22 protein-coding genes and 2 pseudogenes are annotated in these 24,121 nt (G+C 72.9%); 14 read left to right on the top strand and 10 right to left on the bottom strand.

Translation table 11 applies throughout. From position 1 onward, the window contains the following. Positions 1-132: 132 nt before the first annotated feature. Positions 133-546, top strand: coding sequence for a tautomerase family protein (locus tag ACWD3E_RS31405; RefSeq protein WP_451390927.1), 414 nt, complete (start codon positions 133-135; stop codon positions 544-546). A gap of 10 nt (positions 547-556) precedes the next feature. On the opposite strand, the gene ACWD3E_RS31410 is transcribed toward ACWD3E_RS31405, so the two are convergent. Continuing rightward, on the bottom strand, positions 557-931 hold the full coding sequence (locus ACWD3E_RS31410) for a hypothetical protein (protein ID WP_451390928.1): 375 nt from the start codon (positions 929-931) through the stop codon (positions 557-559). A 132-nt stretch (positions 932-1,063) separates the two neighbouring features. Next, positions 1,064-1,945, bottom strand: a complete 882-nt coding sequence (locus tag ACWD3E_RS31415; RefSeq protein ID WP_451391064.1) for a hypothetical protein — start codon at positions 1,943-1,945, stop codon at positions 1,064-1,066. 337 nt (positions 1,946-2,282) lie between these two features. Between ACWD3E_RS31415 and ACWD3E_RS31420 the strand changes: the two genes are divergently transcribed. Then, entirely contained in the window at positions 2,283-4,364 is a 2,082-nt protein-coding gene (locus ACWD3E_RS31420; protein ID WP_451390929.1) for a SpoIIE family protein phosphatase, read from the top strand. A 12-nt stretch (positions 4,365-4,376) separates the two neighbouring features. On the opposite strand, the gene ACWD3E_RS31425 is transcribed toward ACWD3E_RS31420, so the two are convergent. Further along, entirely contained in the window at positions 4,377-5,177 is an 801-nt protein-coding gene (locus ACWD3E_RS31425) for a putative protein N(5)-glutamine methyltransferase (protein ID WP_451390930.1), read from the bottom strand. A 323-nt stretch (positions 5,178-5,500) separates the two neighbouring features. Between ACWD3E_RS31425 and ACWD3E_RS31430 the strand changes: the two genes are divergently transcribed. The 3 genes from ACWD3E_RS31430 to ACWD3E_RS31440 all read left to right on the top strand — a co-directional run bounded on the left by ACWD3E_RS31430 (position 5,501) and on the right by ACWD3E_RS31440 (position 9,541). Further along, positions 5,501-6,892: a hypothetical protein gene (locus ACWD3E_RS31430; protein WP_451390931.1), complete on the top strand. Its 1,392-nt coding sequence runs from the start codon at positions 5,501-5,503 to the stop codon at positions 6,890-6,892. Between the two features lie 124 nt (positions 6,893-7,016). Further along, on the top strand, positions 7,017-8,270 hold the full coding sequence (locus ACWD3E_RS31435) for an AAA family ATPase (RefSeq protein ID WP_451390932.1): 1,254 nt from the start codon (positions 7,017-7,019) through the stop codon (positions 8,268-8,270). Between the two features lie 14 nt (positions 8,271-8,284). After that, positions 8,285-9,541 (top strand): vWA domain-containing protein, encoded by a 1,257-nt coding sequence (locus ACWD3E_RS31440; RefSeq protein WP_451391065.1) that lies wholly within the window; start codon positions 8,285-8,287, stop codon positions 9,539-9,541. A gap of 71 nt (positions 9,542-9,612) precedes the next feature. Here ACWD3E_RS31440 and ACWD3E_RS31445 read toward each other — a convergent pair whose 3' ends face one another. Next, positions 9,613-10,713 (bottom strand): hypothetical protein, encoded by a 1,101-nt coding sequence (locus ACWD3E_RS31445; protein ID WP_451390933.1) that lies wholly within the window; start codon positions 10,711-10,713, stop codon positions 9,613-9,615. A gap of 128 nt (positions 10,714-10,841) precedes the next feature. Between ACWD3E_RS31445 and ACWD3E_RS31450 the strand changes: the two genes are divergently transcribed. From ACWD3E_RS31450 to ACWD3E_RS31475, 6 genes are all read left to right on the top strand, one after another. Continuing rightward, a complete protein-coding gene (locus ACWD3E_RS31450; RefSeq protein ID WP_451391066.1) occupies positions 10,842-11,240 on the top strand; it encodes a MarR family winged helix-turn-helix transcriptional regulator in 399 nt (132 codons plus the stop codon). Positions 11,241-11,273: 33 nt separating this feature from the next. Further along, the gene (locus tag ACWD3E_RS31455; RefSeq protein WP_451390934.1) at positions 11,274-11,879 is read left to right on the top strand and encodes a sulfite oxidase-like oxidoreductase; all 606 of its coding nucleotides are present in this window, start codon (positions 11,274-11,276) and stop codon (positions 11,877-11,879) included. Continuing rightward, positions 11,872-12,624, top strand: coding sequence for a ferredoxin reductase (locus tag ACWD3E_RS31460; RefSeq protein ID WP_451390935.1), 753 nt, complete (start codon positions 11,872-11,874; stop codon positions 12,622-12,624). The genes ACWD3E_RS31455 and ACWD3E_RS31460 overlap by 8 nt, the downstream gene beginning before the upstream one ends. Positions 12,625-12,781: 157 nt before the next feature. Then, complete coding sequence (locus ACWD3E_RS31465; RefSeq protein WP_451391067.1) at positions 12,782-13,414, top strand: Rv1733c family protein; 633 nt, start codon at positions 12,782-12,784, stop codon at positions 13,412-13,414. Positions 13,415-13,586: 172 nt separating this feature from the next. Next, positions 13,587-14,549: an acetylxylan esterase gene (locus ACWD3E_RS31470; RefSeq protein WP_451390936.1), complete on the top strand. Its 963-nt coding sequence runs from the start codon at positions 13,587-13,589 to the stop codon at positions 14,547-14,549. A 195-nt stretch (positions 14,550-14,744) separates the two neighbouring features. Continuing rightward, positions 14,745-15,500, top strand: a complete 756-nt coding sequence (locus ACWD3E_RS31475) for a GntR family transcriptional regulator (protein WP_451390937.1) — start codon at positions 14,745-14,747, stop codon at positions 15,498-15,500. Here ACWD3E_RS31475 and ACWD3E_RS31480 read toward each other — a convergent pair. Then, positions 15,470-16,219 (bottom strand): class I SAM-dependent methyltransferase, encoded by a 750-nt coding sequence (locus tag ACWD3E_RS31480; RefSeq protein ID WP_451390938.1) that lies wholly within the window; start codon positions 16,217-16,219, stop codon positions 15,470-15,472. The genes ACWD3E_RS31475 and ACWD3E_RS31480 overlap by 31 nt on opposite strands. A gap of 4 nt (positions 16,220-16,223) precedes the next feature. Continuing rightward, positions 16,224-16,787 (bottom strand): PadR family transcriptional regulator, encoded by a 564-nt coding sequence (locus ACWD3E_RS31485; RefSeq protein WP_451390939.1) that lies wholly within the window; start codon positions 16,785-16,787, stop codon positions 16,224-16,226. Positions 16,788-16,865: 78 nt separating this feature from the next. On the opposite strand from ACWD3E_RS31485, the gene ACWD3E_RS31490 reads away from it, so the two are divergent. Beyond that, a complete protein-coding gene (locus tag ACWD3E_RS31490; RefSeq protein ID WP_451390940.1) occupies positions 16,866-17,264 on the top strand; it encodes a nuclear transport factor 2 family protein in 399 nt (132 codons plus the stop codon). Between the two features lie 26 nt (positions 17,265-17,290). Here the strand turns inward: ACWD3E_RS31490 and ACWD3E_RS31495 are convergent, their stop codons facing one another. Both ACWD3E_RS31495 and ACWD3E_RS31500 read right to left on the bottom strand, forming a co-directional pair. Then, on the bottom strand, positions 17,291-18,208 hold the full coding sequence (locus ACWD3E_RS31495) for a hypothetical protein (protein WP_451390941.1): 918 nt from the start codon (positions 18,206-18,208) through the stop codon (positions 17,291-17,293). Between the two features lie 265 nt (positions 18,209-18,473). Further along, positions 18,474-18,728: pseudogene (locus tag ACWD3E_RS31500) on the bottom strand (cytochrome P450); the annotation flags it as partial. A 348-nt stretch (positions 18,729-19,076) separates the two neighbouring features. Between ACWD3E_RS31500 and rho the strand changes: the two are divergent. Beyond that, positions 19,077-20,222 (top strand): transcription termination factor Rho, encoded by a 1,146-nt coding sequence (gene rho, locus ACWD3E_RS31505; protein WP_451390942.1) that lies wholly within the window; start codon positions 19,077-19,079, stop codon positions 20,220-20,222. Between the two features lie 201 nt (positions 20,223-20,423). Next, a pseudogene (locus ACWD3E_RS31510) lies at positions 20,424-21,191 on the top strand (D-alanyl-D-alanine carboxypeptidase family protein); the annotation flags it as partial. A gap of 83 nt (positions 21,192-21,274) precedes the next feature. Here the strand turns inward: ACWD3E_RS31510 and ACWD3E_RS31515 are convergent. Together ACWD3E_RS31515 and mptB are read right to left on the bottom strand one after the other, a co-directional pair. Continuing rightward, a complete protein-coding gene (locus tag ACWD3E_RS31515) occupies positions 21,275-22,633 on the bottom strand; it encodes a glycosyltransferase 87 family protein (protein ID WP_451390943.1) in 1,359 nt (452 codons plus the stop codon). After that, positions 22,630-24,042, bottom strand: a complete 1,413-nt coding sequence (gene mptB / locus ACWD3E_RS31520) for a polyprenol phosphomannose-dependent alpha 1,6 mannosyltransferase MptB (RefSeq protein WP_451390944.1) — start codon at positions 24,040-24,042, stop codon at positions 22,630-22,632. Before mptB ends, ACWD3E_RS31515 begins: the two co-directional genes overlap by 4 nt. Positions 24,043-24,121: the final 79 nt, after the last annotated feature.

The following is a 24,121-nucleotide window of genomic DNA, read 5'->3' on the forward strand; positions in this document are numbered from 1 at the left end:
TCTTGTTGTAGAGGAACCGCGAGCCTTATGCAACTAGTTGCATAAACGCGCCGAGGTGAGGCCCATCACTCTGTACCTACTAGTATGTACACTCAGGTCGGACCGACGCCCGCTCGGAGAGGAAGTCCCGACATGCCCTTCGTCCGCATCGACACCCTCGGCACCGACCGCGACCGCCTGGAGGCACTGGGCCGGGCCGTCCAGGACGCGCTCGTGGAGACGATCGGTGTCCCGCCCGACGACCGGTTCCAGGTGCTGACCGGCCACGACGGGGTGACCGGCACGCTGCGCTACGACGACTACCTCGGCGTGCGCCGCGACGACGGCCTGGTGTTCGTCGCGATCACCATGCGCTCCGGGCGCAGCGCGGAGCAAAAGCGCGCCCTGTACCGGCGGATCGCGGAGCTGGCGCAGGAGTACGCGGGTACCGAGCCGCGCAACGTGTTCGTCACCGTCACCGAGAACGAGTCCTCCGACTGGTCCTTCGGCCACGGGCTGGCGCAGTACGCCCCGGCCGACGGGGAATCGGCCGGGGCGTTGTCGTAGCGCGCTTGTGTCAGCGGCTTTCCAGGCGGAGGTGGAGGTCCCTCTCCTGGTCGCCGGAGGCCGTGCAGGTCTCGTGGACGGTGAACATGGAGTCCAGGGTGCGGCGGAAGCGGTCCACGGCCCAGTACCCGCCCTGGACGTCCGCCACGACGGAGTGGCCGAGGTGGACCGGCGGGCAGCTCTTCCCGCGGGCCTGCGCCACGTCGTACGTGCCGAGCCACACCATCGGACGGGTCTCGTGGATCTGCTGCGGCACCTCGTCCGGCCCGCGGTCGGAGGCGAAGCACAGGCCGAGCACGTCGAAGACGACGCGGGCGTCCTCCTTGGAGCATCCGCTGATCTCCACCGAGACGGTTTCCGGGTGCGACCGCTCCGTGTTCGTCATTGATCGCTCCTTTCATGGCCCGCTGCGGCGGCACGGGTACCCCCGCCCCACCGCGTCCACCCCCAGCAAAGCACCACCGGCCGGTGAGCACTACCGCTGCGGACCCGGTCAGGTCAGCCGCGGAAGAACGTGTCAGCCCCGGGAGAACTTGTAGGTCTTGCTGTCCGTGAGCACGCAGAACCCCGGTGACACGACGATCGCACGCAGGATGCCGGTACGGCGGTCGTAGTCGATGCCCTCCGCCTCGAAGGTTCCCGAGCAACCGCTGCGCAGCGGCAGTTGGCGCAGGGCCGTGACGTGGCCGGAGACGTCCGCGGAGCCGTTCGGGGCGGCCGACAGGTCGATCTGGAGCAGCGGCTTGGTCAGGCCGAAGAGGCTGCCGTCCGGGTCGTCGGAGGAGCACAGCAGGGTCGTCGGGCCGGAGAAGTCGCAGCCCTGGACGTCACGGACCGGGTGGTCGAGGCGGACCGTGGCGGCCTGCGGGAGGTTCACCGAGGGCGAGGTGCTCGCGTTCACGCCGGGGGTCGGGAAGACCAGCAGGCGGCTCATCGTGCCCCACTCACCCGACAGCATCCACTGGCCGTCCGGGGAGATCGCGTCCCAGGAGTTGTTGAGGGCCTCGCCGGCGCTGAGCGTGTGGACGTACTCCGACCAGGTGCCGCCCGGTGCCTGCACCCGGAACATCTTCGAGTTGCCGGAGTCCCGCTGGTAGGGCTCGATGTAGTAGCCGTTGTACGAGGCATCGGGGTCGCCGACGTGATTCCAGCCGCGCATGGAGACGCTGAAGGGAATGGTTCCGATGCCGGTGTAGTGGTTGGGGCTGCCCGCCGGGACCTCCACCGAGGCCAGGCCCTGGCTCTCGGTCAGCGGGTCGGCCCGGTCTGAGCCGGTCTCGGTCCAGGTGTCGGCCGCGGAGGCGGGTGCCGGTGCGGCGAGGGACACGACGACGGCGGTGGCGAGCGTGACGAGTCCCGTCAGGACTGCGCGACAACGGTGTCTGGCGGTTGCGGGCACGGACGCGGGCATGGCCGACTCCTCGGACGGGGGGTGGGGGCACTCGGTCGGCGGACAGTCTGGCCCGCCCGAGTGGTCATGTACAGACCAAGACAGCAAACATGGGTCCGGACTCTCACGGCCCCGGGCCCCGCGCTGTACGGTCTGGGCAGGAGTCCGCCGCACCGCGCACGCCCCCGGCGCGGTGACTCCGGCGCACGCCTGCCGCCGCGGTGAGAGATGGTGGAGAGATACGGCGACGGAGAGTCGACGGAGAGGCGGGTGTGAGCGCGCTGGAACAAGGGGAGTCGGCACGGGGGACGGCGTGCCGTGCGGACGGGCGAAGGCGGTGCGTGGCATGAGTGCAGCCGAGGTCCCGGCGGCAGCGGACGGCGGCGAGCCTGCGCGCGGTCCGGTGCGGCCGGGCGGCCTGCTCGACGTGCTGGGCGTGGCGTCGGTGGTCCTCGACACCGACGGCCGGATCGTGCTGTGGAGCCCCCAGGCGGACGAACTGTTCGGATACACCGCGCAGGAGGCGCTCGGGCAGTACGCCGCCCGGCTGGTGGTGCACGAGCAGCACAGAGAACTGATCGGCAGGCTCTTCGCCGACGTGATGCGCACCGGGCAGAGCTGGGCCGGCGGCTTCCCGGTCCGGCACAAGGACGGCAGCACCCGTCTGGTCGAGTTCCGCAACATGCGCCTGCTGGACGACCGGGGCGACGTGTACGCGCTCGGACTCGCCGCCGACCAGTCGACCGTACGGCGCCTGGAGCAGGACGTGGCGCTGTCCGAGCGAATGGTGAGTCAGTCACCGATCGGACTCGCCGTCCTCGACATCGAGCTGCGGTTCGTCTCCGTCAACCCCGCCCTGGAGAAGATCAACGGAATCCCCGCCGCCGAGCAGGTGGGGCGCAGGCTGCGCGAGGTGCTGCCGCAGCTGGACGCGGACGTCCTGGAGGGCGCGGCCCGGCGGGTGCTGGAGACCGGTGCGCCGCTGATCGACGACCGGATCGTCGGCCGTACCCCCGCCGACCCCGACGAGGACCACGTGTGGTCGCTGTCGCTGTACCGGCTGGAGGACGCCATGAACAACGTGCTCGGTGTGGCGGTCTCGGTGTCCGACATCACCGAGCAGCACCGGGCCTCCGTGGAGGCCGAGGCGGCACGGCGCCGGCTCGCGGTCATCGCCGACGCCTCCGCCCGGATCGGCACGACGCTGGAGCTGGAGCGCACCGCCTTCGAGCTGGCCGAGGTCGCCGTACCGGAGCTGGCCGACGTGGCGGCCGTGGATCTGCTGGACGCGGTGGTGGAGGGCCGGCCCAGCACGCTCGGCCCGTCGGAGGCCGCAGTGATCCGCGCCCTGGCGGTGCGTGCAGAGGGCGGCACGGACGCCGTACAGGCCGCCGACCCGCCCGGCCAGACCGCCCGGTACGAGCCCGACCGGCTGGTCACCGAGTGCGTCCGCACGGGTGACCCGGTGCTGGTGCCCCAGGTGAAGGACGAGGACCTGCCGCGCATCGCCCGCTCCCCCGAGGCTGCCGTCCTGCTCGGCCGGGCGGGCCTGCACTCGTACCTGGCGGTACCGCTGATCGCCCGCGGCGAGGTGCTGGGCGCCCTCGACCTCAAGCGCACCCGCAACCCGGCGCCGTTCGACGAGGACGACGTGCTGCTGGCCCGGGAACTGGCCTCGCGCGCGGCCGTGCAGATCGACAACGCGCGCTGGTACCAGAACGCCCGCAACACCGCGCTCACCCTCCAGCGCAGCCTGCTGCCGAGCCATCCGCCGGTGACGACGGGCCTGCAGGTGGCCTCGCGCTACCAGCCGGCCGGCGCGACCAGCGAGGTCGGCGGCGACTGGTTCGACGTCATCCCGCTGGAGGGCGGCAGCACGGCGCTGGTGGTGGGTGACGTGATGGGCAGCGGCATCAACGCGGCGGCCACGATGGGCCGGCTGCGCACCGCGACCACCACCCTGGCCTCCCTCGGCCTGGACCCGGCACTGCTGCTGGAGCACCTGGACAAGACCACCTCGGCCCTGGACCACTCCATCGCGACCTGTGTGTACGCCGTCCACGACCCGCATCTGCGCCGGTGCCGGATCGCCAACGCCGGCCACCTGCCGCCCGCCCGGGTCCGCCCCGGCCGGCCGCCGGAGCTGCTGGACCTGCCCACCGGGGTGCCCCTGGGCGTGGGCGGGGTCGAGTTCTCCACCGTCACCGTCGACTTCGAACCGGGCGACGAACTCGTCTTCTACACCGACGGGTTGGTGGAGACCCGCTACCACTCCCTGGACGAGCGCCTGGACTTCATGCTGTCCCTGCTCGACGACCCCTCCCGCCCCCTGGAGGAGGTCTGCGACCTGCTCCTTCGGACGCTGCACCACCCCGACAACCACGACGACGTGGCCCTGCTCATCGCCCGGGCGCAGGAACTGCCGTAAGGGGCACTTTCGTTACGGCTGTTCCCGTACGCCGATCACCACATGCGCGTACGCCTCGTCCGCCACCGCCACACGGGTCGTCAGACCTGCGTCGGTGAACGCCTCCGCGGCGGACCGCGCCTGGCGTTCGCTGGTCTCGGTCAGCAGGCAGCCGCCCGGCGCCAGCCACTCGGGGGCCCCGGCGGCCACCCGGCGCAGGACGTCGAGGCCGTCCGCGCCGCCGTCGAGGGCGGTCAGCGGCTCGTGGTCGCGGGCCTCGGCCGGCAGGAGCGCCACCTCCGCGCTGGGCACGTAGGGCACGTTGGCCGTCAGGATGCCGACCCTGCCCCGCAGTCCGGCGGGCAGCGCGTCGAACAGGTCGCCCGCGTGGGCCGTGCCGCCGTAGGGAGCGAGGTTGCGGCGGGCACAGCGTACGGCGGCCGGGTCGATGTCGGCGGCGTGCACCTCGGCATCGCCCAGGGCGGCACAGAGCGCGGCACCGAGCGCGCCCGAGCCGCAGCACAGGTCGACGACGACCCGCGCCTCCGGGGCCTGGGCCAGGGCCTGGTCGACCAGGAACTCGGTACGGCGGCGGGGGACGAAGACGCCCGGTTCCACAGTGATGCGCAGTCCGTGGAACTCGGCCCAGCCGAGGACGTGTTCGAGCGGGACTCCGGCGACGCGCCGGTCCACCATCGCGGCGAGCTCCTGCGGGCCGCGAGCGGTGGCGAGGATCAGCTCCGCCTCGTCCTCGGCGAAGACGCACCCGGCGGTGCGCAGCGTGGAGACGACGACGGAAGGGGAGAGCGGGGACGGGGAGGGAAGAGAGGGCATGAACACCGAGAGCCTTTCGGAAACCTGAAGCCGAAGGGCGCTCTCGCGGTCACCGGTGCCGGCGTTCCGCGCTGTCACAGACGGCTGTCACAAGAAGAGAGCACCCCAGCTGACACAGCGGTAATGGGTCTCACCTCCTCGACAGCCCGAAGCCGCGCACGTCCGCGGCAGGACGGCCACCATACCCCAGCACCCGCAAAGCCCGTCGTCCACGCCGAGTTCGAAACTGTCTGGCGCCGCGGAGTGGGGGCCGTTACGATCGCCGCGATGACCACGCACTCTGTTTTCAGATTGGGGGACCCGTCCGCGCAAGGTGAGTGCTGATGCTCACTGAAACCGCGTACGGGGATTCCCGGCTCTCTTTGTGGCGGCGCGTGCGCGAGTACGCCGTACCGCCACCCATGATCGAAACCGCGACCGCCCGCCGCCGCGCCGGAGACTGGGCGGGGGCGTGCTCCGCCGCCGGTGTCGACGTCGACCTCGATCTGCGTACCGTCGCCCGCGCCCACGGCCGGGAGCTCGCGGCCCGGCTCCGCGCGGATCTGCGCCGTCTCGCTCCCGATTTGCTGCGCTGGCACATGCCGAGGATCGCGCCCGACGGGCTGTTGCGGCCGGGGCTCACCCTCACGCTGGCCCGCTACGAGGGGCGTGACCCGGCCTGCCCGGTGCACCTCGTGGCACGGACTCCGCCTGCCTGGGCGGACGCCGGCCAGCGGATCGGCCTCGCCCTGTGGGACGGCTCCCGCCCGGCGGCCGGCCACCATCCGCATCCACACCCCAGCCCGCGCTACCGGCTCGATCTGCACCGGCACTTGTGGGACGCCTCCCGGGCCGCGGAGCTGCGTGTCCGGTCCGGGGCCGAACATCCGCCGGGCGACGGCGACTTGGGGCCACCGGACGACGCAGTGCTGGCGGCCGTCCCGGCGGGGCGCGGCTGTGCCGTCGACCGCTGGGCGGCCGAGGCGGGGATCCTGCTGCGCGCGGAAGGGCGAGCCGACGGCACCTTCGCCGTACGTCTGGGCGGCCGGCACCGACTGGTACTGGAGCTGGTCCAGGACGCCGGCGGTCCGGCCTCGCCCGCCCTGCGGCTCGTGGCAGCGCCGGACGGCGACCGCTCCGCGGTGCCCGTGCTGCCCGACGTGGCGACCTGGGTGCCGCCCGACCTGGAGCTGCTCCGCGCGGGTCTGCTCGGCCCCGAGCAGACGCACCCGCTGGTCGCCGCCGCGCTGGTCCCCGGGCACGTGCCGTCCGGTGCGCCGCGCGGTCCGGACCCGGTCGGCGCGCCACGGCTCGTGGAGTGCCGGGGCGCCCAACACCGCATCGGTCTGGTCGACGGCGTACTCGCCCCGCTGGATCACGGTCCGGACGAGGTCCGGCGGGAGGAGCTGCTGGTCGCGCTCGGCGGCACGCCACTCCCCTGTCTGCGGGCCATCGACGAGGCGCACCGGCGCCCGGACTGCCTCACCGGGGTCCGTGAGCGCCTGGACCACGGAGACACCGCCGGTGCGCTGGCCGTGGTCGAGGGGCTGCTGGGACCCGACGCGCTGCTGCGCGCCGGCGCCCTGCGGGACGAGCTGCAGGCGGCGGCGGAGCGCCGCATCGCCTACGGCCTCTACCGGGCGGGGCTGATCGGCACCGGCCCGAACCCCGCTCCTGCGGACCGCCGCCGCACCCGGGCCCACCGCCGCCGCCCACGCCACGCGGTGCGCGGCTGATTCCGGCCCCCATCGCCTGATTCCGGCCCGCTGTCCCCGACGCGGTCTCCTTGTCTTCTTCTCCGGCTCAACAGCCCTTTCTGCTCGGCCTGTTCCGTCCGTCACTCGCCCCTAGGTGATCATCATGCCCCTGCACACCGCTGCCGCCCCGCTGTCCGCCCTTCCTCCCGCCGCTCAACTCGACGTGGCCGCCGGCCTGTTGGCTCTGCTTCGGGAGACAACCACCGAACCCCGCGCCGACATCCAGCTGGAGGCGCTGACCTTGGCCGTTGCCGCCGATCTTCCGGTGCTCCTGTGGGGTGAGCCGGGCATCGGCAAGACCGCGGCCCTGACGCAGCTCGCGACCGCCCTGGACCTGCCGCTGACCACCGTGATCGCCAGCGTGCACGAGCCGTCCGACTTCTCGGGGCTGCCCGTCGTGGGCGACGATCCGGCGGAGCAGGGGGTGCCCATGGCCCCGCCGGACTGGGCGGTGCGGCTGGTCCGGGCCGGCCGGGGCCTGCTGTTCCTGGACGAGCTGTCCACCGCGCCCCCGGCCGTGCAGGCCGCCCTGCTGCGGCTCGTGCTGGAGCGGCGGATCGGCGCGCTGCAACTGCCGCCCGGGGTAAGGATCGTGGCCGCGGCCAATCCGCGGTCCTCGGCGGCCGACGGCTGGGAGCTGAGCCCTCCGCTGGCCAACCGGTTCGTACATCTGCAGTGGACGCACGATCACGACGTCGTCGTACGCGGCCTCGGCGGGACCTGGCCACGGGCGACGCTGCCCCGGCTGGAGCCCGAGAAGCTGCCGGAGGCCGTGGCGTTCGCGCGGCGCGCGGTATGCGGCTTCCTCTCCGCGCGCCCGGGGCTCGTGCACCGGCTGCCCCAGGGCGAGACCCGCCGGGGCGGTGCCTGGCCGTCGCCCCGGAGCTGGGAGGCGACGCTGCGTCTGATCGCGTTCGCGACGGCCGCCGACTCCTCCCGCGATGTGCTGTCCCTGCTGGTCAGGGGCGCGGTCGGGGACGGTCCGGGCCTGGAGCTGCTGGCGAGCCTGGACCGCCTCGACCTGCCGGACCCCGAGGTGCTGCTGGCCGACCCGGCCGGTGCGGTGCTGCCCGAACGCGGCGATCTGCGGCAGGCCGTGCTGGACGGCGTGGTGGACGCCGTCCGCAAACGGCCGGAGCGTCCTCGCTGGGACGCGGCCTGGGCGCTGCTGGTCCGCGCGCTGGACACCGGTGCCCCGGACGTGGTGGTCGTCCCCGCGACCACGCTGGCCTCGCTGCGCCGGGACGACTGGGACGTACCGGCGGCGATCGAGCGGCTCGCCGGGGCGGTGAAACTGTCCCGGAGGGCCGACGACGCGGCGCACCGGGCGAAGGTAGGCAGCGGGGCGCGCCGGTGACGGCGGGCACGCACATGGAGGAGGACGCGCCGGGGGCGCTCGACCTGGACAAGCTCTTCGCCGCCCGGTTGCACGCGGCCCGGGTCCGGCCCTACCTGGCCACCGCGCTGTTCGCGCTGCATCCGGTGGAGTCGCGGCAGGTGCCGACGATGTCCGTCGACCGGCACTGGCGGTGCTATGTCTCGCCGGGGTTCGTGGACCGCATGCCGGTCGAGGAGCTGGCCGGGGTGTGGGTGCACGAGGTGTCGCATCTGCTCCGCGACCATCACGGACGTGGCGACCGGGTCGCGCGGGAGCACGGCCTGACCGGCCCGGGTGAACGGCTGCGGATGAACATCGCCGCGGACTTCGAGATCAACGACGATGTCTACGGTGAAGGGCTGGTGCGGCCGGAAGGCGCCGCGGCCCCAGAGGACCTGGGGCTTCCAGAGGGGCGCCTCATGGAGGAGTACCTGAGGATGTTCCGGCTCGGTGGGCGGCTGGACCGGCTGGCCTGGCTGGACTGCGGCAGCGGGGCGGACGGCCTGGAACGCCCTTGGGATCTCGGTCCGGACGGTGCGCACGGCCTGAGCGACCAGGAGCGGGACGCGGTGCGGTTCCGGGTGGCGCAGGGCATCAACGGCCGCCCCGGCGATGCCCCCAAGGGCTGGCGGCGCTGGGCCGAAGAGGTGTTCCATCCGCCGCTGCCCTGGCGGGAGTTGCTGGGCGCGGCGATCCGCTCGGCGGTCTCCGGTCCGGGCGCGGGCGATGACTACACCTACGGCCGCCCGTCCCGGCGCGCGGCCGGGATGCCGGGGGTGGTGCTGCCGAGCCTGCGGCGCAAGCCGCCCAGGGTCTCCGTGGTGATCGACACCTCCGGGTCGGTCAGCGACACCGAACTGGGCGGTGCGCTCCTGGAGGTCGCCGCGATCTGCCGTGCCGTGGGCGGCCGTTCGGACCTGGTCACCGTGGTGTCCTGCGACGCGGCGGCGCAGAGCGTGCATCCGCTGTGCCAGTCGGCGGGTATCCCGCTGATGGGCGGCGGCGGGACGGATCTGCGGGCGGGGTTCGCCCGTGCGCTGCGCGCACGGCCCCGGCCCGACGTCGTCGTGGTCCTGACCGACGGGCAGACGCCCTGGCCGGACACCCGGCCACCGTGCCGGACCGTGGTGGGACTCTTCCCCCGGCACCGGTCGCCGGCCCGGCGGTGGAACGAGAACAGTCCCGAGTACCGGCCGGACGCGCCACCGGCGTGGGCGCGGGTGGTGACCATCGGGTCTGCGGCCTCATGAGCACTTGCGGAAGAGGGGGCGTCGCCCGTCGGCCGGGTGGCGCCCCTCAGCGCGGATTGCGGTACGGGTCCTCAGACGCCGACCGTCTCCTCGATCTCTTCCTCGGTCTCCGCCTCGGCCTGTTCGTGGGTCTTCCGCTCCGCCTTGCCTTCCGTCTCCAGGTCGGTCCGGTCCGCGGCGGGGGTGGAGTCCGGGAGGGCGGGTGTCTGCTGGGTGGTGCGGGTGCGTTCGTAGCGGCCGGCGGTCGTGGTCACGGCCAGGCCGACGAGGAGCCAGACCGCGAGGGTCCACGCGTTGCGGGCGAGGCCGTCGTTGCCGAAGTAGAGCAGGCTGCGGATGCCCTCGACGAACCCGGCGCCGTTCCAGAAGGCGTGCAGGGTGCCGAAGAAGCCGTTCTGCAGCTCGGGCCGGAACAACCCGCCGGAGCTGGTGAAGTTGAGCATCACGAACAGCACCATCATCGTCAGCGTGGTCCACCGCTTGAGGAAGGTGTGCAGGCCGACGCCGATGAGGAGGATGCCGGCGGAGTACAGCCAGGCCATGCCCCACACGCCCGCGAGGTCGTGGTGCGCGAGGTGGAAGACCGGCCCGGCGAGCAGCGTGCCGATGCCGGCGACCACGGCGGAGACGCCGAGCGCGAGCAGTGCCCGTACCCGCATGGGCAGGGCGGCGCCCGCGGCACCGAGGGCGGCGACCGAGGCGTAGGAGCCGATGCTGACCGCGATCAGGAGGAAGAACAGGCCCTGCCCGGTGGGGTCGTCGGCGACCGGCCGGGCCACGTCGGTGACCTTCAGCGGGACGCCCTCCTTCGCGGCGACCGGCGTGAAGATCTTCTCGACGGCCGTGGCGCCCATGTCGGAGGCGGCGCTCGCCACCAGCAGCTCGGGCGCCTTGGTGCTCGGCACATAGGCGCCGGTGACATCCCGGGACCTGAGCAGGTCGACGGCGTCGGCACGGGTGGCGACGGTTCGGACGTCGAGCTTGTCCCCCGCGGTGTCCTTGACCGTCTGGGCGAACACCTTCGCCTTCGGAGCGGTCCCCACGACGGCGACGGGCAGGTGGTGCGGCTCCGGGGTCACGAAGGCCCCCATGTACGCAAGCCCCATGCCTGTGCACATCAGGAGCGGGGTGATCAGGTGCGTGAGCACATGGCGCAGTGCCGGTGACCTCATCGGGCGCGAACTCCTCAGGTAGTTGGGTTATACAACCTTCACTTCAAGTTGTACTATACAACTAGAGTCCCGGAGGAGGTAATCCCGTGAGCACAGCGAAGTCGGCCGTCGAGACGATCCAGCGCGAGATGACGCGCTTCGCCCGCCGGGCGCGTGCCTCGGCGGGACGCATGCACCCCGAGCTGTCGCTGGTGTCGTACACCCTGCTCGGCCACCTGGAGGAGCGCGGCAGCTGCCGGGCGACCGACCTGGCGGCGCACTACGCCCTGGACAAGTCCACGGTGAGCCGCCAGGTGGCCGCGCTGGAGCGGGCCGGGCTGATCGAGCGCCGCCTGGACCCGGAGGACCACCGGGTCCAGGTGCTGCATCTGACGGAGGCCGGCGAGGAGATCCTCGCCCAGGTCACCCGCAGCCGCCGGGCCGCCTTCCAGGAGCGGCTGGCGGACTGGCCGGAGGAGGACCTGGTGCGGTTCGCGGCCTACCTGGAGCGGTACAACGCCGCCGCGGGCGGCCCCGCGGCCGGCTGAGCCAGGCCCCACCGGATCTCGTACTGTTGAACCATGAACGTCACCCGAGGCTTCACGGGTCGCCCCCGCGTCCACAACCCGGGGCTGCCGCCCGGTCAGTACGACGCGCGCGACGAGTGGCCCGTCCTGTCCGCCGAGGTCACCCCGGACCTGTCCCCCGCCGACTGGTCCTTCCGCATCGACGGCCTGGTGGAGCGGCCGTACACCTGGGACTGGGAGGCGGCACGGGCGCTGCCCGCCGCGGGGTACGAGGGTGACATCCACTGTGTGACCGGGTGGTCGAAGTTCGGCGTGCGGTTCGGCGGCGTCTCGCTGGACGCCTTTTTCAATATGGTGCGACCCCATGGGTCCGCCACACATGCGATCGCCTATTCACACACGGGCTACACCACGAACCTGCCGCTCGCGGACCTCACCGGCGGCCGGGCCTGGATCGCCTGGGAGTACGACGGAAAGCCGCTGCCGCCCGAGCACGGCGGCCCGGCGCGGCTGCTCGTGCCGCACCTGTACTTCTGGAAGAGCGCCAAGTGGATCGCGGGCATCACGCTCCTCGACCACGACGAGCCGGGCTTCTGGGAGGGCAATGGGTATCACGAGCGGGGCAACCCGTGGGAGGAACAGCGGTACTCCGGTGACTGAGACTGTGACGACGACTTCGTTCGCCGTGCCCGGGCGCATCGCAGTCAGCGAGCAGGTGGCGTCGGTGTGGCAGACGGCCACACTGACCGACATCCGGGCCGAGACGCCGCACGCGGCCACCTTCCGCCTCGCGGTGCCGGGCTGGGCGGGGCATCTGCCCGGCCAGCACCTGATGCTGCGGCTGCGGGCCGAGGACGGCTATGTGGCCCAGCGCCACTATTCGATCGCGTCCGCGCCGGACGACTCCGGGCACATCGAGCTGACCCTGGACCGGGTGCCGGACGGCGAGGTGTCGGGCTGGTTCCACACGGTGGCCAGGCCCGGTGACACGGTCGAGGTGCGCGGCCCGCTGAGCGGCTTCTTCGCCTGGCCCGGTGACCGGCCCGCGCTGCTGCTCGGGGCGGGTTCCGGGGTGGTACCGCTGATGTCGATGGTGCGCCACCACCGGGCGCGCGGCCTGGCCGTGCCGCTGCGGATGCTCGTGTCCGCCCGCAGCCCCGAGGAACTGATCTACGCCGGGGAACTCGGTCCGGAGACGACGACCGTGTTCACGCGCAGCGCTCCCCAGGGGGTGCCGGTGGGACGTATGGCCGCGGCACATGTGGCACCGCTCCTGGCGGAGCAGCCCGTAGGTGGGTGGGAGGCCTATGTGTGCGGCTCCAACGGCTTCGCCGAGCATGCCTCCCGGCTGCTGGTCGACGCGGGCCAGCCGGTGCACCGGATCCGCATCGAACGCTTCGGCTGAGGGGCGCCTCCCGCGTTCCTGGGGCGCGAAGTGGACGTCGTGCTCCAGGTGGGCTGGAACTCGCGGTTCGCAGCGTGAACGAGGTGCTCCGTACGGGGTACGAGACGGGTGTGAACGCTCGTCCGCGTGAGCGGCGGCGGGGGTGCGGCGGGCCGTGATGCGGCTCGTCCGGCTCGCCGGCTCCAGCGGCGGCGAGGAGGTGGACATGCGTACCCAGGTGCGCGGCTGGCGCTGGCGGCGCAATCCGCTGCGGCGCCGGTCGGACGTCGTCGAGGCGTGGACACTGCTGCTCGTCGCCGTCCTGCTGTTCGTGGTCTCGCCCCTGGTCGGGGTGGCGGCGGGCCTGCGCGCCCATGACCAGGCGCAGGGCCGCGCGGACGCACAGCGGGCCGAGCGGCACCGGGTGCGTGCCGTGGTCGTCGGCGACACACCTTCGCAGCTGCCCTCGGTACAGGGCGACCGTGATCACCCGTACCGGGCCGAGGTCCGCTGGACCGAGCCCGGCAAGGGGGCACGGACCGCGCCGGCCCGGGTCCCGGCGGGCGTCCGGACCGGGGACGTGGTCTCCGTGTGGTTCGACGCCAAGGGCCGTAACGTCGCCGCGCCGCCCGACGCCGTCGAGGTCTGGCAGCACACCGTGACCGTCGGCCTGTCCGCGGCGGGCGGCGCGGCGGGCGTGGTCCTGCTCGGGCTCGCTGTCGAACGCCGGATCGCCCTGCGCCACCGGCTGGACGAGTGGGAGCGGGAGTGGGCCCTGACGGGGCCGAAGTGGAACCAGCCCAGGGCGTGAGCCCCGGGTGACCCGGTCACCGGCCCGACCCGCTCTCGCGCGCCGGAGCAACTCACAGCAGCTCACCTGCTCGTCACGGCAAGCGCTTGCACATACGGTGAGAGAACGCGGCCTCCCGTCCGACGACCTGTCCCGAGTCCCGTCCGAAGCGCCCTCCCGAAGGTGGTTGTTGATGGCCCTGTTCGACCTCCCCCTCGACGAACTCCGCGAGTACCGCAGCGCGTCCACCGAGCCCGCGGACTTCGACTCCTTCTGGGGCAAGACCCTGCAGGAGGCGCGCGAGCACGAGCTGGCGGCCCGTTTCGAGCCCGTGGAGGCCGGGCTGGCCACGGTCAGGGTGTACGACGTGACGTTCGCCGGGTTCGGCGGGCACCCGGTCAGGGGCTGGCTGCGGGTACCGACCCACGCAACGGAACCGCTGCCGCTGGTCGTGGAGTTCATCGGCTACGGCGGCGGGCGCGGGCTGCCGCACGAGAAGCTGCTGTGGGCGTCGACGGGCCGGGCGCACTTCGTCATGGACACGCGCGGACAGGGCAGCGGCTGGGGCGGCGGCACGCCGGACCCGGTGGGCGCGGCGCCCGCCTACCCTGGTTTCATGACCCGAGGCATCGAGGCACCCGAGAACTTCTACTACCGGCGTGTGTTCACGGACGCGGTACGCGCCGTCGAGGCGGCCCGTTCGCACCCGCTCGCCGACGCGTCGCGGACGGTGGCGATCGGCGAGAGCCAGGGCGGCGGCATCGCCCTCGCCGTAGGCGGGCTCGTCCCCGACCTGGTCGCGGTCGCGCCGGACGTGCCGTTCCTGTGCGACTTCCCGCGCGCGGCGACACTGACGGACCGTCACCCGTACCGGGAGATCGGCATGTTCCTCAAGACGCACCGCGGTCGCTCGGCCGAGGTGCTGCGCACCCTCTCCTACTTCGACGGCGTGCACTTCGCGGCCCGGGGCCGGGCCCCGGCCCTGTTCTCGGCGGCGCTGGAGGACCAGACCTGCCCGCCGTCGACGGTGTTCGCGGCGTTCAACGCCTGGGCGCACGGCGTCAAGGCGATCGAGGTGTACGACTTCAACGACCACGAGGGCGGCGGGCCGGTCCAGGAGGCGGAGAAGGTGCGCTGGCTGCGGTCGTACGCCTGATTCACGGAGCCCGGGGGCGCAGCGTCGGGACGCCTTACTGGAGCGGGAGGTGACCGGGCCGCCGCGCTCGCGGCGCCGACGGTGTGTTTCGGCCGAACCGGCAGGCCGCTCTTCCCTTGTGGTTTAGACCAATGCTAGATGTGGTCGCGCAATGAGCCCGCACGGCTACGTCTTGTCACCAACAGGAGGCGCGGCATGGCCCGCACCACCCCGCACGACCCCCCGCACGACTCACCAGGGACCGAAGGCCAGCCCCTGTACTGGCAGATCGCGACGCTGCTCCTCGACGAACTGCGCGCCGGCAGCATTCCGCCGGGCGAACGGCTGCCGGGCGAGCGGCACTTGGCCCGGCACTTCGGGGTCAGCCGGGAGACGATCCGGCAGGCACTGGAGGTGCTGCGCCGCGGCGGTCTGGTCGCGACCGACCGGCGGGGCAGCCACGCTACGCTGCCCGGCCGCCCGGTCGAGACGGCGGACGCGCTCACCTTCCCGGTGGGGGCGCGTCCGGGGGACCCATGCACGGTGGATCTGGCCACGGTGGCCTGGGAGGCTCCGCCGCCGGAGCACGCACAGGCGCTGGGGCTCACCCCGCACCGGCCGACGCTGGTGCACCGCTACCGGTCGCAGACGCCGGACGGCCGGTCGCTGCGTACGGCGGTGACGTCGTTCTCGGCCGTGGCGCTGGCCGAGGTGGCGGAGCTGGGGCGGTACCGCGACCGGGCCGACGGGGCCACTCCGGCGCAGTTGCGCCTGGCCTACGACTGGATGCGCAAGGCCGGCCTGGCCCTGCATCACCGGGACTCCATCACCCAGCTCGGCGACGCGTCCTCGGTCCGGGTGACCCGGCGGGTGCACGATCAGTACGCCCGCCCCCTGGAGATCACCGACCTGGTGGCGAACGCCGAACAGGACGCCCTGGTCTACGAGTTCACCCTGCCGGCGGCGGGCTGAACGCGCGCCACCACCAGCCGGGCCCGGGGGCTGCCGTCGCCGCGCCGTCCGAACTCGGGCAGTGCCCGCAGGTCGACGGTGAAGCCGGCCCGCGCCAACTCCCCGAGCACGTCGGAGAGTCGGAACGTGCGGTAGTACATGACGAACGGCGGGCGCCACACGGCGTTGCGCACACGCATCACCGCGTCGAAGCCGAGCAGCATCCAGTAGGCCGGGCTCGTAGGGCGCGGCGGTGCGGGCACCGGGAAGGCGAAGCAGCCGCCGGGCCGCAGCACCGAGCGGACCTGGGTGAAGAGTCCGGGCAGCTCCCGGGGCAGGAAGTGGCCGAACGCGCCGAAGCTGACCACCAGGTCGAAGGCCGCCGTGAAGGGCAGGGCTCGGGCGTCGCCGCGTACCCAGGCGACGCCCGGCCCGCCGGCCCCGGCCAAGCGGCGGCGGGCGACGTCGAGCATGCCCGCGCTGAAGTCGACCCCGGTGACGCTGCGCCGGCACACGGTGGTGAGCACGTCCAGCCCGGCACCGGTGCCGCAGCACAGGTCCAGACCGTCCTCGAACGGGCCGAGCGGCGCGAGCGCCTTCGCCACGGACTCCAGCACCGGCCCCGGCGTGCGGAACGGGGTCCGGTCGAACTTCGGTGCGAGCAGGTCGTAGCCGTGCTCGACGGACGACAGCGCCTGCACGGCGAGTTCGCGGAGGGTCGGTCCCTCGGGGCTGAACATGGCGTCAGCCCAGGGCCACGCGCTGTTCGAGGACCGCGAGAGCCCGCCGGCACCAGCGCTCGTTCTCCTCCTCGAAGCCGATCCCGGCCATGAGGGTGAGATACGGCCCGACGCGGTCGGCGGTGCGCAGGTACTCCTCCTCGGTCCGCCCGTCGAGGAGGCGCTCGCGCACCCGCCGGTAGCGGTCGAGCTTCCCGCGCGCCCAGCCCAGGCGCTCCTCGATCAGCGCCCGCGGCACCTCGGGGTCGCCGTCGTCCATGGCCTGGATCTTGATGAGGAGTTCGTCCCGGATGGCGGTGGGCCGCTTGGGCGGCTCGGCGGCGAAGGCGCGCAGCTGCTCCCGGCCGGCCTCGGTGAGCGTGAACATCCGCTTGTTGGGCCTACGTTCCTGCTGCACGACCCGTGCCTCGACGAGTCCGTCGCCGGCCAGGCGTTCCAGCTCGCGGTAGAGCTGCTGGGGGGTGGCGGGCCAGAAGTTGGCGAGCGAGACGTCGAACACCTTCGACAGCTCGTAGCCCGAGGCCTCGCCCTCCAGAAGGGCGGCCAGGACGGCGTACTTGAGCGACATGTGGACAGGCTAGCAGTGATTGATTACTCTCACCTGCACCTATTCAATTAATTGAGTATACGGATGTGGGGTGATCCGATGCGTGCGTTCCGCGAGGCGGTCGAGGCCTGGGACATGGACGCCATCGAGGCGCTGCTGGCGGAGGACGTGGTCTTCACCAGCCCGGTTGTCTTCAAGCCGTACCCGGGCAAGGCGATCACCGCGGCGATCCTGCGCGGGGTCTCCCGGGTGTTCCAGGACTTCCGGTACGTCCGCGACATCGGCGACCCGGACGGCACCGACCACGCGCTGGTCTTCAAGGCCCGGGTGGGCGACCGCGAGGTGACCGGCTGCGACTTCCTGCATGTGAACGAGGACGGGCTGATCGACGACTTCATGGTCATGGTCCGCCCGCTGTCCGGCGCGCACGCCCTCGCCGAGGCCATGGGCGCGCAGTTCGAGCAGATCGCGCGGGAGGCGGAGGCGCGGTCCGCCTGAGCGACCGCGCCTCCGCCCCGTACGGATCAGCGCTTCAGCTGGTCCAGCGTGGCCTTGGCGTCCGTCTTCAGCCAGCCCGACACGTCGGAGATGGACGGCGGGTTCTTGTCGTCGTCGTACGAGCTGAGGTAGGAGCTGTAGCTCATCGTGTACGTCACCCAGCCGTCGCGGACGGCGAGGGTGGCGTAGCGGGAGCCGCTGGAGGAACCGCTCGTGGTGTCCTCGGTGACGAGGTAGGCCTCGTCACCGAGACCGCTGACCGAGGTGACGTCGTAACCCTTGTGGCTGTCACCGTAGTTCTTCCAGGTGGCGGTGAACTCGGGCCCCGGGTCGGTCTTCTTGTGCAGGTCCAGCTGGAGGGTCAGGTAAGCGTCGGAGAGCGTGGAACTGCTGCTCTTCTTCAGGCCCAGGCTGCAGTAACCCTCCTCCAGCGCCGGCTGCTTCAGGGAATTGTTGATGGGCGAGGAGTCGCCCTCGGGGTACTCGTCCTTGAAGGACGAGTAGTCCGCGCCGGAGCAGAGGTTCGTGGGCGCCGAGTAGCCTCGCAGGTCCGCGCTGTCGCCCTTGCCGCCGATCAGGAAGACCCCGCCGGCCCACACGGCGGAGGCGACGACGGCGCCGACGACGCCCCACAGCACCGCCCGCCCGACACCACCACCGCCACCAGTGCCACCGGACGGCGGCGCGGGCACAGGACCGTACTGCGGCGGCTGCGCGTACGGGTTCCCCGGCTGCGGCTGGCCCGGCACAGGCTGGACGGCGGGCTGGCCGACCATCGTGGGCTGCGCGTAGAAGTTCCCCGGCGGGGGCGACTGCGGGTTCGGATACGGGTAGGCCGTCGGCTGCGCCGGGACCGCCGGCTGCGCTGCGGGCGGCTGGGGCTGGGGCGGGGGCTGCGACCCTGGCTGGTCGGCCGGCTGCGGTGGCTGCGGTGGCGTGGACATGTCGTGAAGATAATGCACGCTTGGCGGTCAAGTCCCCTGTCGTCCGGGATCGTTATGGTCTGGGGATATCTGATGCGGCTCGGTGACAATCTCCCGCATCCTCAGTCATCCGTCTTCCCAAGACGCACCGGCAGAGCGCGCACACCGTTCCCGACGCAGCTGGCATGCCGAACCAACTCACCCTCATATTCTGCGAGTTCGCGTGCGGGTAAGCGAGTGAAGAGCTGTTCCAGTGCGACCGTCGCCTCAAGCGGCCGTCGGCGGTCGGCGTGGGCAGCGCGAAGTGCCGCCGCAGATCGGCGACCCCGCCCGCCTCCGCGGCAGCCCGTCCAGGCCGTCCAGCCGGGATGCCGTCAACTCCTTCGTGTGCGGCCGCAGTTCCTTGACCCGGCGAGGTGTGAAGGCCCGGCTGACCAGGGACCGCAGCCGCCGGTGGTCCGCCCCGTCGGCGGCGTGCGTTCTTGGCGACTTCGGGATGCTGGAGGAAGTCCTTCAGCGCGTCATGCCCGAGTACGGCCATGCCCTGGATCTCGGCAGGGGCGGTCCGTGCCAGGCAATCAACCACGAGCCGGGGAATACATCAGCCCGCTGGCCTGTTGACGGAGGCAGAACGGCCGCTATAGTGCAGTCAGCACTTGTGTACGCCCCCTCACATGGGCGCCGGTGCCAGTTCCTCCCTCAGCCGGCCGGTCCCAACCTGCCGCTTCTCTCAGCACCACCTCGCGCCGAGGCCGTCTTCGCCGCCCCGAGGTGCCGTTCCCGCCGCCCGGAGACGCAGCCGTACGCAGCCGTACGCATCCATACGTCTCCCGCTCGCGGCCTTCCCCCCTTCTCCACCGCTGTCCGTCCGCGAAAGGACCTTCCACCCATGACCACCACACTCGAACATCCCCCTGCGGCACCGCAGCCCCAGGCCGCCGACCGGCTCGTCACCGGTGTCCTCGACATCGACGCACACGGGAAGGGGCACCTGCGGTCCGCGAGCCTGCTCCCCTCCCCCGCCGACCCGCAGGTCCCCGCCGCGCTGATCCGCCGTCACGCACTGCGCAGGGGCGACCTCGTCGAGGGCGTCCGCGCAGCGCAGCGCGCGCTGAGCGAGGTCTCGCGCGTCAACGGCCGCGCGCCCGGCGGGAACCGCCGCGCCTTCCAGAAGCTCACGCCGCTCCACCCCCACCAGCGCATCCGGCTGGAGCACCCGGCCTCCGGCCTGGCCGGCCGCGTCACCGATCTGTTCGCGCCGGTCGGCAAGGGCCAGCGCGGGCTGATCGTGGCGCCGCCGAAGAGCGGCAAGACGGTGCTGCTCCAGCAGATCGCCGCAGCCGTCGCCGGCAACCACCCCGAGTGCCGCCTGATGGTCCTCCTGCTGGACGAGCGGCCCGAGGAGGTCACCGAGATGCGGCGCTCGGTGCGCGGCAAGGTGTACGCCTCCACCTTCGACCGGTCACCCAAGGAGCACATCGCCCTCGCGGACCTGGTCGTCGAGCGGGCCAAGCGGCTCGTCGAGGCCGGTGAGGACGTCGTCGTCCTGCTGGACTCCCTGACCCGGCTGTGCCGGGCCCACAACAACGCCTCCGCCGCCGGTGGCCGCACGCTCAGCGGCGGTGTCGACGCGGGCGCGCTGCTCGGCCCCAAGCGGTTCTTCGGCGCCGCGCGCCAGGCCGAGGAGGGCGGCTCGCTCACCATCCTCGCCACCGTCCTGGTGGACACAGGCTCCCGTGCCGACGGCTACTACTTCGAGGAGCTGAAGAGCACCGGCAACATGGAACTGCGGCTGGACCGGGAGCCCGCCGCCCGCCGAGTCTTCCCGGCCGTGGACATCGACGCCACCGGCACCCGCCGGGAGGAACTGCTGCTCGCCCCGGCCGAGTTGACGGCCGTACGGGGTCTGCGCCGGGTCCTGCGGGCCCGGGAGGGCGGACCCTCGGGGCTGGAGACGCTGCTGGAGCGGATGCGCGAGACCCCGGACAACGCCGCGTTCCTGCGCCGCGTCCAGCCGACCCTGCCGTCCGGCTGACCCTGCCCTCCGGACCCTGCCCTCCGGCCGACCCCGAGCCGGCCCTGCGAACGGCGGGGCCGTGCGGCGTCCGGGTTGCTCCATGGGGCCGTCCGGCCCACCCAGCGCGACCCCCAGCGCACACCTTCGTACGTTGCTCATATGATCACCGGATTCCGTTATCGGGCGGCCGTGTCGGTCTGTGCGGTCTGCGTGGCGGGCATGCCGGCGCTCACGCCGGCCGCCGCCGCACCGCATGCCGCGCACCTCGGGCCGCCCGGGCCGCAGGCGGCGGTGCCCCAACCGTCCCTCCTCTACGACTCCGGCACCCAGGTCAGGCCGCACCCCGGCGCGCCAGAGCTTCCGGACGTGTCCGCGCTGTCCTGGCTCGTCGCCGACGCCGCAAGCGGCGAGGTGCTGGCCGCGAGCGAGGCCCACCGCATGCTGCCGCCCGCGAGCACGCTGAAGACCCTGTTCGCGCTCACCCTGCTGCCGACCCTGCCCGCCGACCTGCGGCACCAGGTCCAGAACGCGGAACTGGAGGACGTCGGCGAGGGCAGCAGCCTGGTCGGTGTGGAGGAGGGGCACACCTACCAGGTGGCCGACCTGTGGCGCGGGGTGTTCCTCAGCTCCGGCAACGACGCCGTGCACGTCCTCGCCTCGCTGGGCGGCGGCTGGGAGGCCACGGCCAAGCGGATGCAGGCCAAGGCCCGCTCGCTGGGCGCCCTGGACACCCATGTCGTCTCCCCCGACGGCTACGACACCCCCGGCCAGGTGTCCTCCGCCTACGACCTGGCGGTCTTCGGCCGGGCCGGGCTGCGCGACCCCGACTTCGCCCGATACTGCTCCACCGCCGAGGCCTCCTTCCCAGGTGACGGTTCGTCGTTCGCCATCGAGAACACCAACCGCCTGCTGACCGGCGAGGACGGCGTGGCGCCGTACCCGGGGCTGATCGGCATCAAGAACGGCTACACCAGCAACGCGGGCAACACTTTGGTCGCCGCCGCGCGCCGGGGCGGGCGCACACTCGTGGTGACGGTGATGAACCCTCAGGTGGGCAATGGGTTGACCGTCTACGAGGAGGCCCGTGAGCTGCTCGACTGGGGTTTCGCGGCGGCCGGGCGCGTGGATCCGGTCGGCTCGCTGGACGGGCTGCGCCCCAAGGCCCCGCAGACCCCCTCCGCCGCACCGGTGGCGGCAGCCAACTCGGCCGCGCCGGACGACGACTCGGGCTGGTCGGACACCGCCGTGGTGGCCGGTCTCACCGGGCTCGGCGCCGGGGCCGTGGGGCTGGCGCTGCGACTCAAGGGCAACCGGTCCACGCGAGGCTGACCCGTCGGCAGACCCAGCAGCAGGCCCAGCGTGATCCAGGTGTAGACGTTGCTGCCGAGGAAGCCGCCGATGCCGGAGGCGTCGTCGAACCACAGCCAGACCACGCTGGTGCACAGCACGGCGTACAGGGCGCCCGCGGTCCGCCGGTGCCCGGCGCGGACCAGCACCGCGAAGGACGGCAGCAGCCACACCAGGTGGTGCACCCAGGTGATCGGACTGACCAGGCAGGCCGCCGCACCGGTGAGCGCGAACGCGGCCGTCCAGTCGCCGGCCGCCACCGCCTGGCGCGCCCGCCACGCCCATACGCACAGCGCCAGCAGGACCGCCGTCGCCCACAGGGGGCGTCCGGGTTCGCCGAGCCGGGCGAGGACGCCCTGCAGCGACTGGTTCGACACGTAGTCGAGGTGCCCGACGCGGCCGGTGTCCCACAGGGCCACCGTCCAGTAGAAGCGGGAGGCCGCGGGGTCCGCCCAGGCGGCCAGCGCGGTCGCCGCGAGGGCGACGGCCGTCGCGATCCCCGCCGCCCGCCGCCGCCCGGCGAGCAGCAGCAGGCCGATGAACAGGGCGGGCGTGAGCTTCACCGCGGCGGCGAGCCCGATCCCGGCGCCCGCCCACCGGCCCCGCCCGGTCGTGAGCAGCCAGCAGTCGATCAGGACGAGCGCGAGCAGCACCAGGTTGACCTGGCCGAAGCTGAAGGTGTCCCGCAGGGGTTCGAACAGGGCGAGCAGGCACAGGCAGAGCGACCAGCGGTACCAGCCGTGCCGCCGCCAGCCGGGCCCGGCCAGGATCCGCAGGACGGCCGCCAGCGCGGCCAGGTTCACCAGCATCGAGGCCGCCGTCGCGGTGGTCCGGCCCAGCAGCGCGAGCGGCAGCATGGTGACGGCGGCGAACGGCGGATAGGTGAAGCCGTACGGCGTGCCGGGCACCCGGTAGTCGTAGATCCGGCCGCCGTGGTGGATCCACATGTGCACGGTGCCGTAGTAGACGCGCAGGTCGAAGAAGTCGCGCAGGAGCGGCACGGTGGCCGTGAAGACGGTGACGGCGACAACGGCGGCCAGCACGAGCAGCAGGCGGCCCCGGAGCGTACGCGGGCCCGTCATGCCGTACCGCCCGGGGCCGAGGCCTGGTGGGCCTGTGCGACCTGGGAGGTCTCGTGGGCCTGCCACAGGACGACGAGGCCGAGCACCCCGCCGGAGACGGCGAGCACCAGCTGTCCGAGGTCGGCGGGGTCGCCGCTGGGCAGGACGACGAGGGCCAGCACGCCCGCCAGGGCCCCGACCCGGTGCCGTACCGAGGTGCTGGGCGCGGCCGCGGCGATCAGGAACAGGCCCCACAGGACGTACCAGGGGCGGATCGCCGGGCCGAACACGGCGACCGCGAGCAGGCTGAGGCCCAGCGCGTACACCGGCCGCGGGCGCAGCCGCAGCCATATCAGCGCCACGGCGACGGCGGTGACCGCCAGGCCGAACAGGTGCCAGGCCGGGACGGCCAGCGGGGCGAGGCCGCTGCCGAGGTGCTCCAGCAGGGCACCGGTGGCGCGGCCCAGCAGGCTGGTCAGCGCCCAGTTGTGCGAGGAGACCGGGGTGTCCAGGGCGCCGATCCAGCCGTATCCCGTCCCGGCGACGGCGGTGGCGGCGGCCGTGGTCCCGGCGGCGGCGACCGCCGTCGACACGACCGTCGGCAGCGGGCGCCGGCCGGTGTGGACCTGGAGGGCGATGACCGCGAGGAGACCGAGGGCCGCGGGCGCCTTCACCAGGGCGGCGAGGGTGACGAGGGCGGCGCCCAGGGCGGGGTGGCGGCCCCGCGCGGCGACCAGGCCGAGCCCGAGCAGGCCGAGCATGAGGGCGTCGTTGTGGGCGCCCGCGACCAGGTGCAGCAGGACGAGCGGGTTGAGGGCGCCCAGCCAGAGCGCGGCGGCCGGGTCGGCGCCGCTGTGCCGGGCCAGCCGGGGCAGTGCCGCCGCCATGAGGGCCACGCCGAGCAGGGCGACCAGGCGCATGCCCAGCAGGCCCGCGGGCAGTTCGCCGCGGGTCAGGCCGGACAGGGCGGAGGCCAGGCCCATGAAGGCGGGCCCGTAGGGGGCACCGGTGTGCTGCCACATCGGGGCCACCTCGTCGGCGAGCGGGCCGCCGAGCATGTCGGGCCCGTTGGTGTAGACGTCCATGTGGGCGTCGACCATGGCTCCCTGGGCGAGGTAGCTGTAGACGTCCCGGCTGAACAGCGGCGGCGCGAGCAGCAGGGGCGCTGCCCACACGGCCAGGACGAGCAGCAGGGCGTGCGGGGCGGGCGGGCGCGGGCCGCGCACCAGGCGGCCGAGGAGCACCCAGGCCGCTATCAGCAGCACGACACCGAAGTACACCCCGACCAGGCCGAGCGCGGCCTGCGCCGAGGCGGGCGCCAGGAGATCCTGGACCGGCAGGGCACCGGCCGTCTCCCCGCCGAGCGCGAGGAAGGCGGTGCCGGCCAGGCCGAGCAACTGGCAGCGGCGGAGATCGACGGGAAAAGCCATGGCCAACACCAGTTCAGCGTGTCGATGGCGGATGGCCAGAAAGCGACGTACCACTCACCGGCGGGCGGCCCCCGCGTGA

The sequence above is a fragment of the Streptomyces sp. NPDC002676 genome, assembly GCF_053592455.1.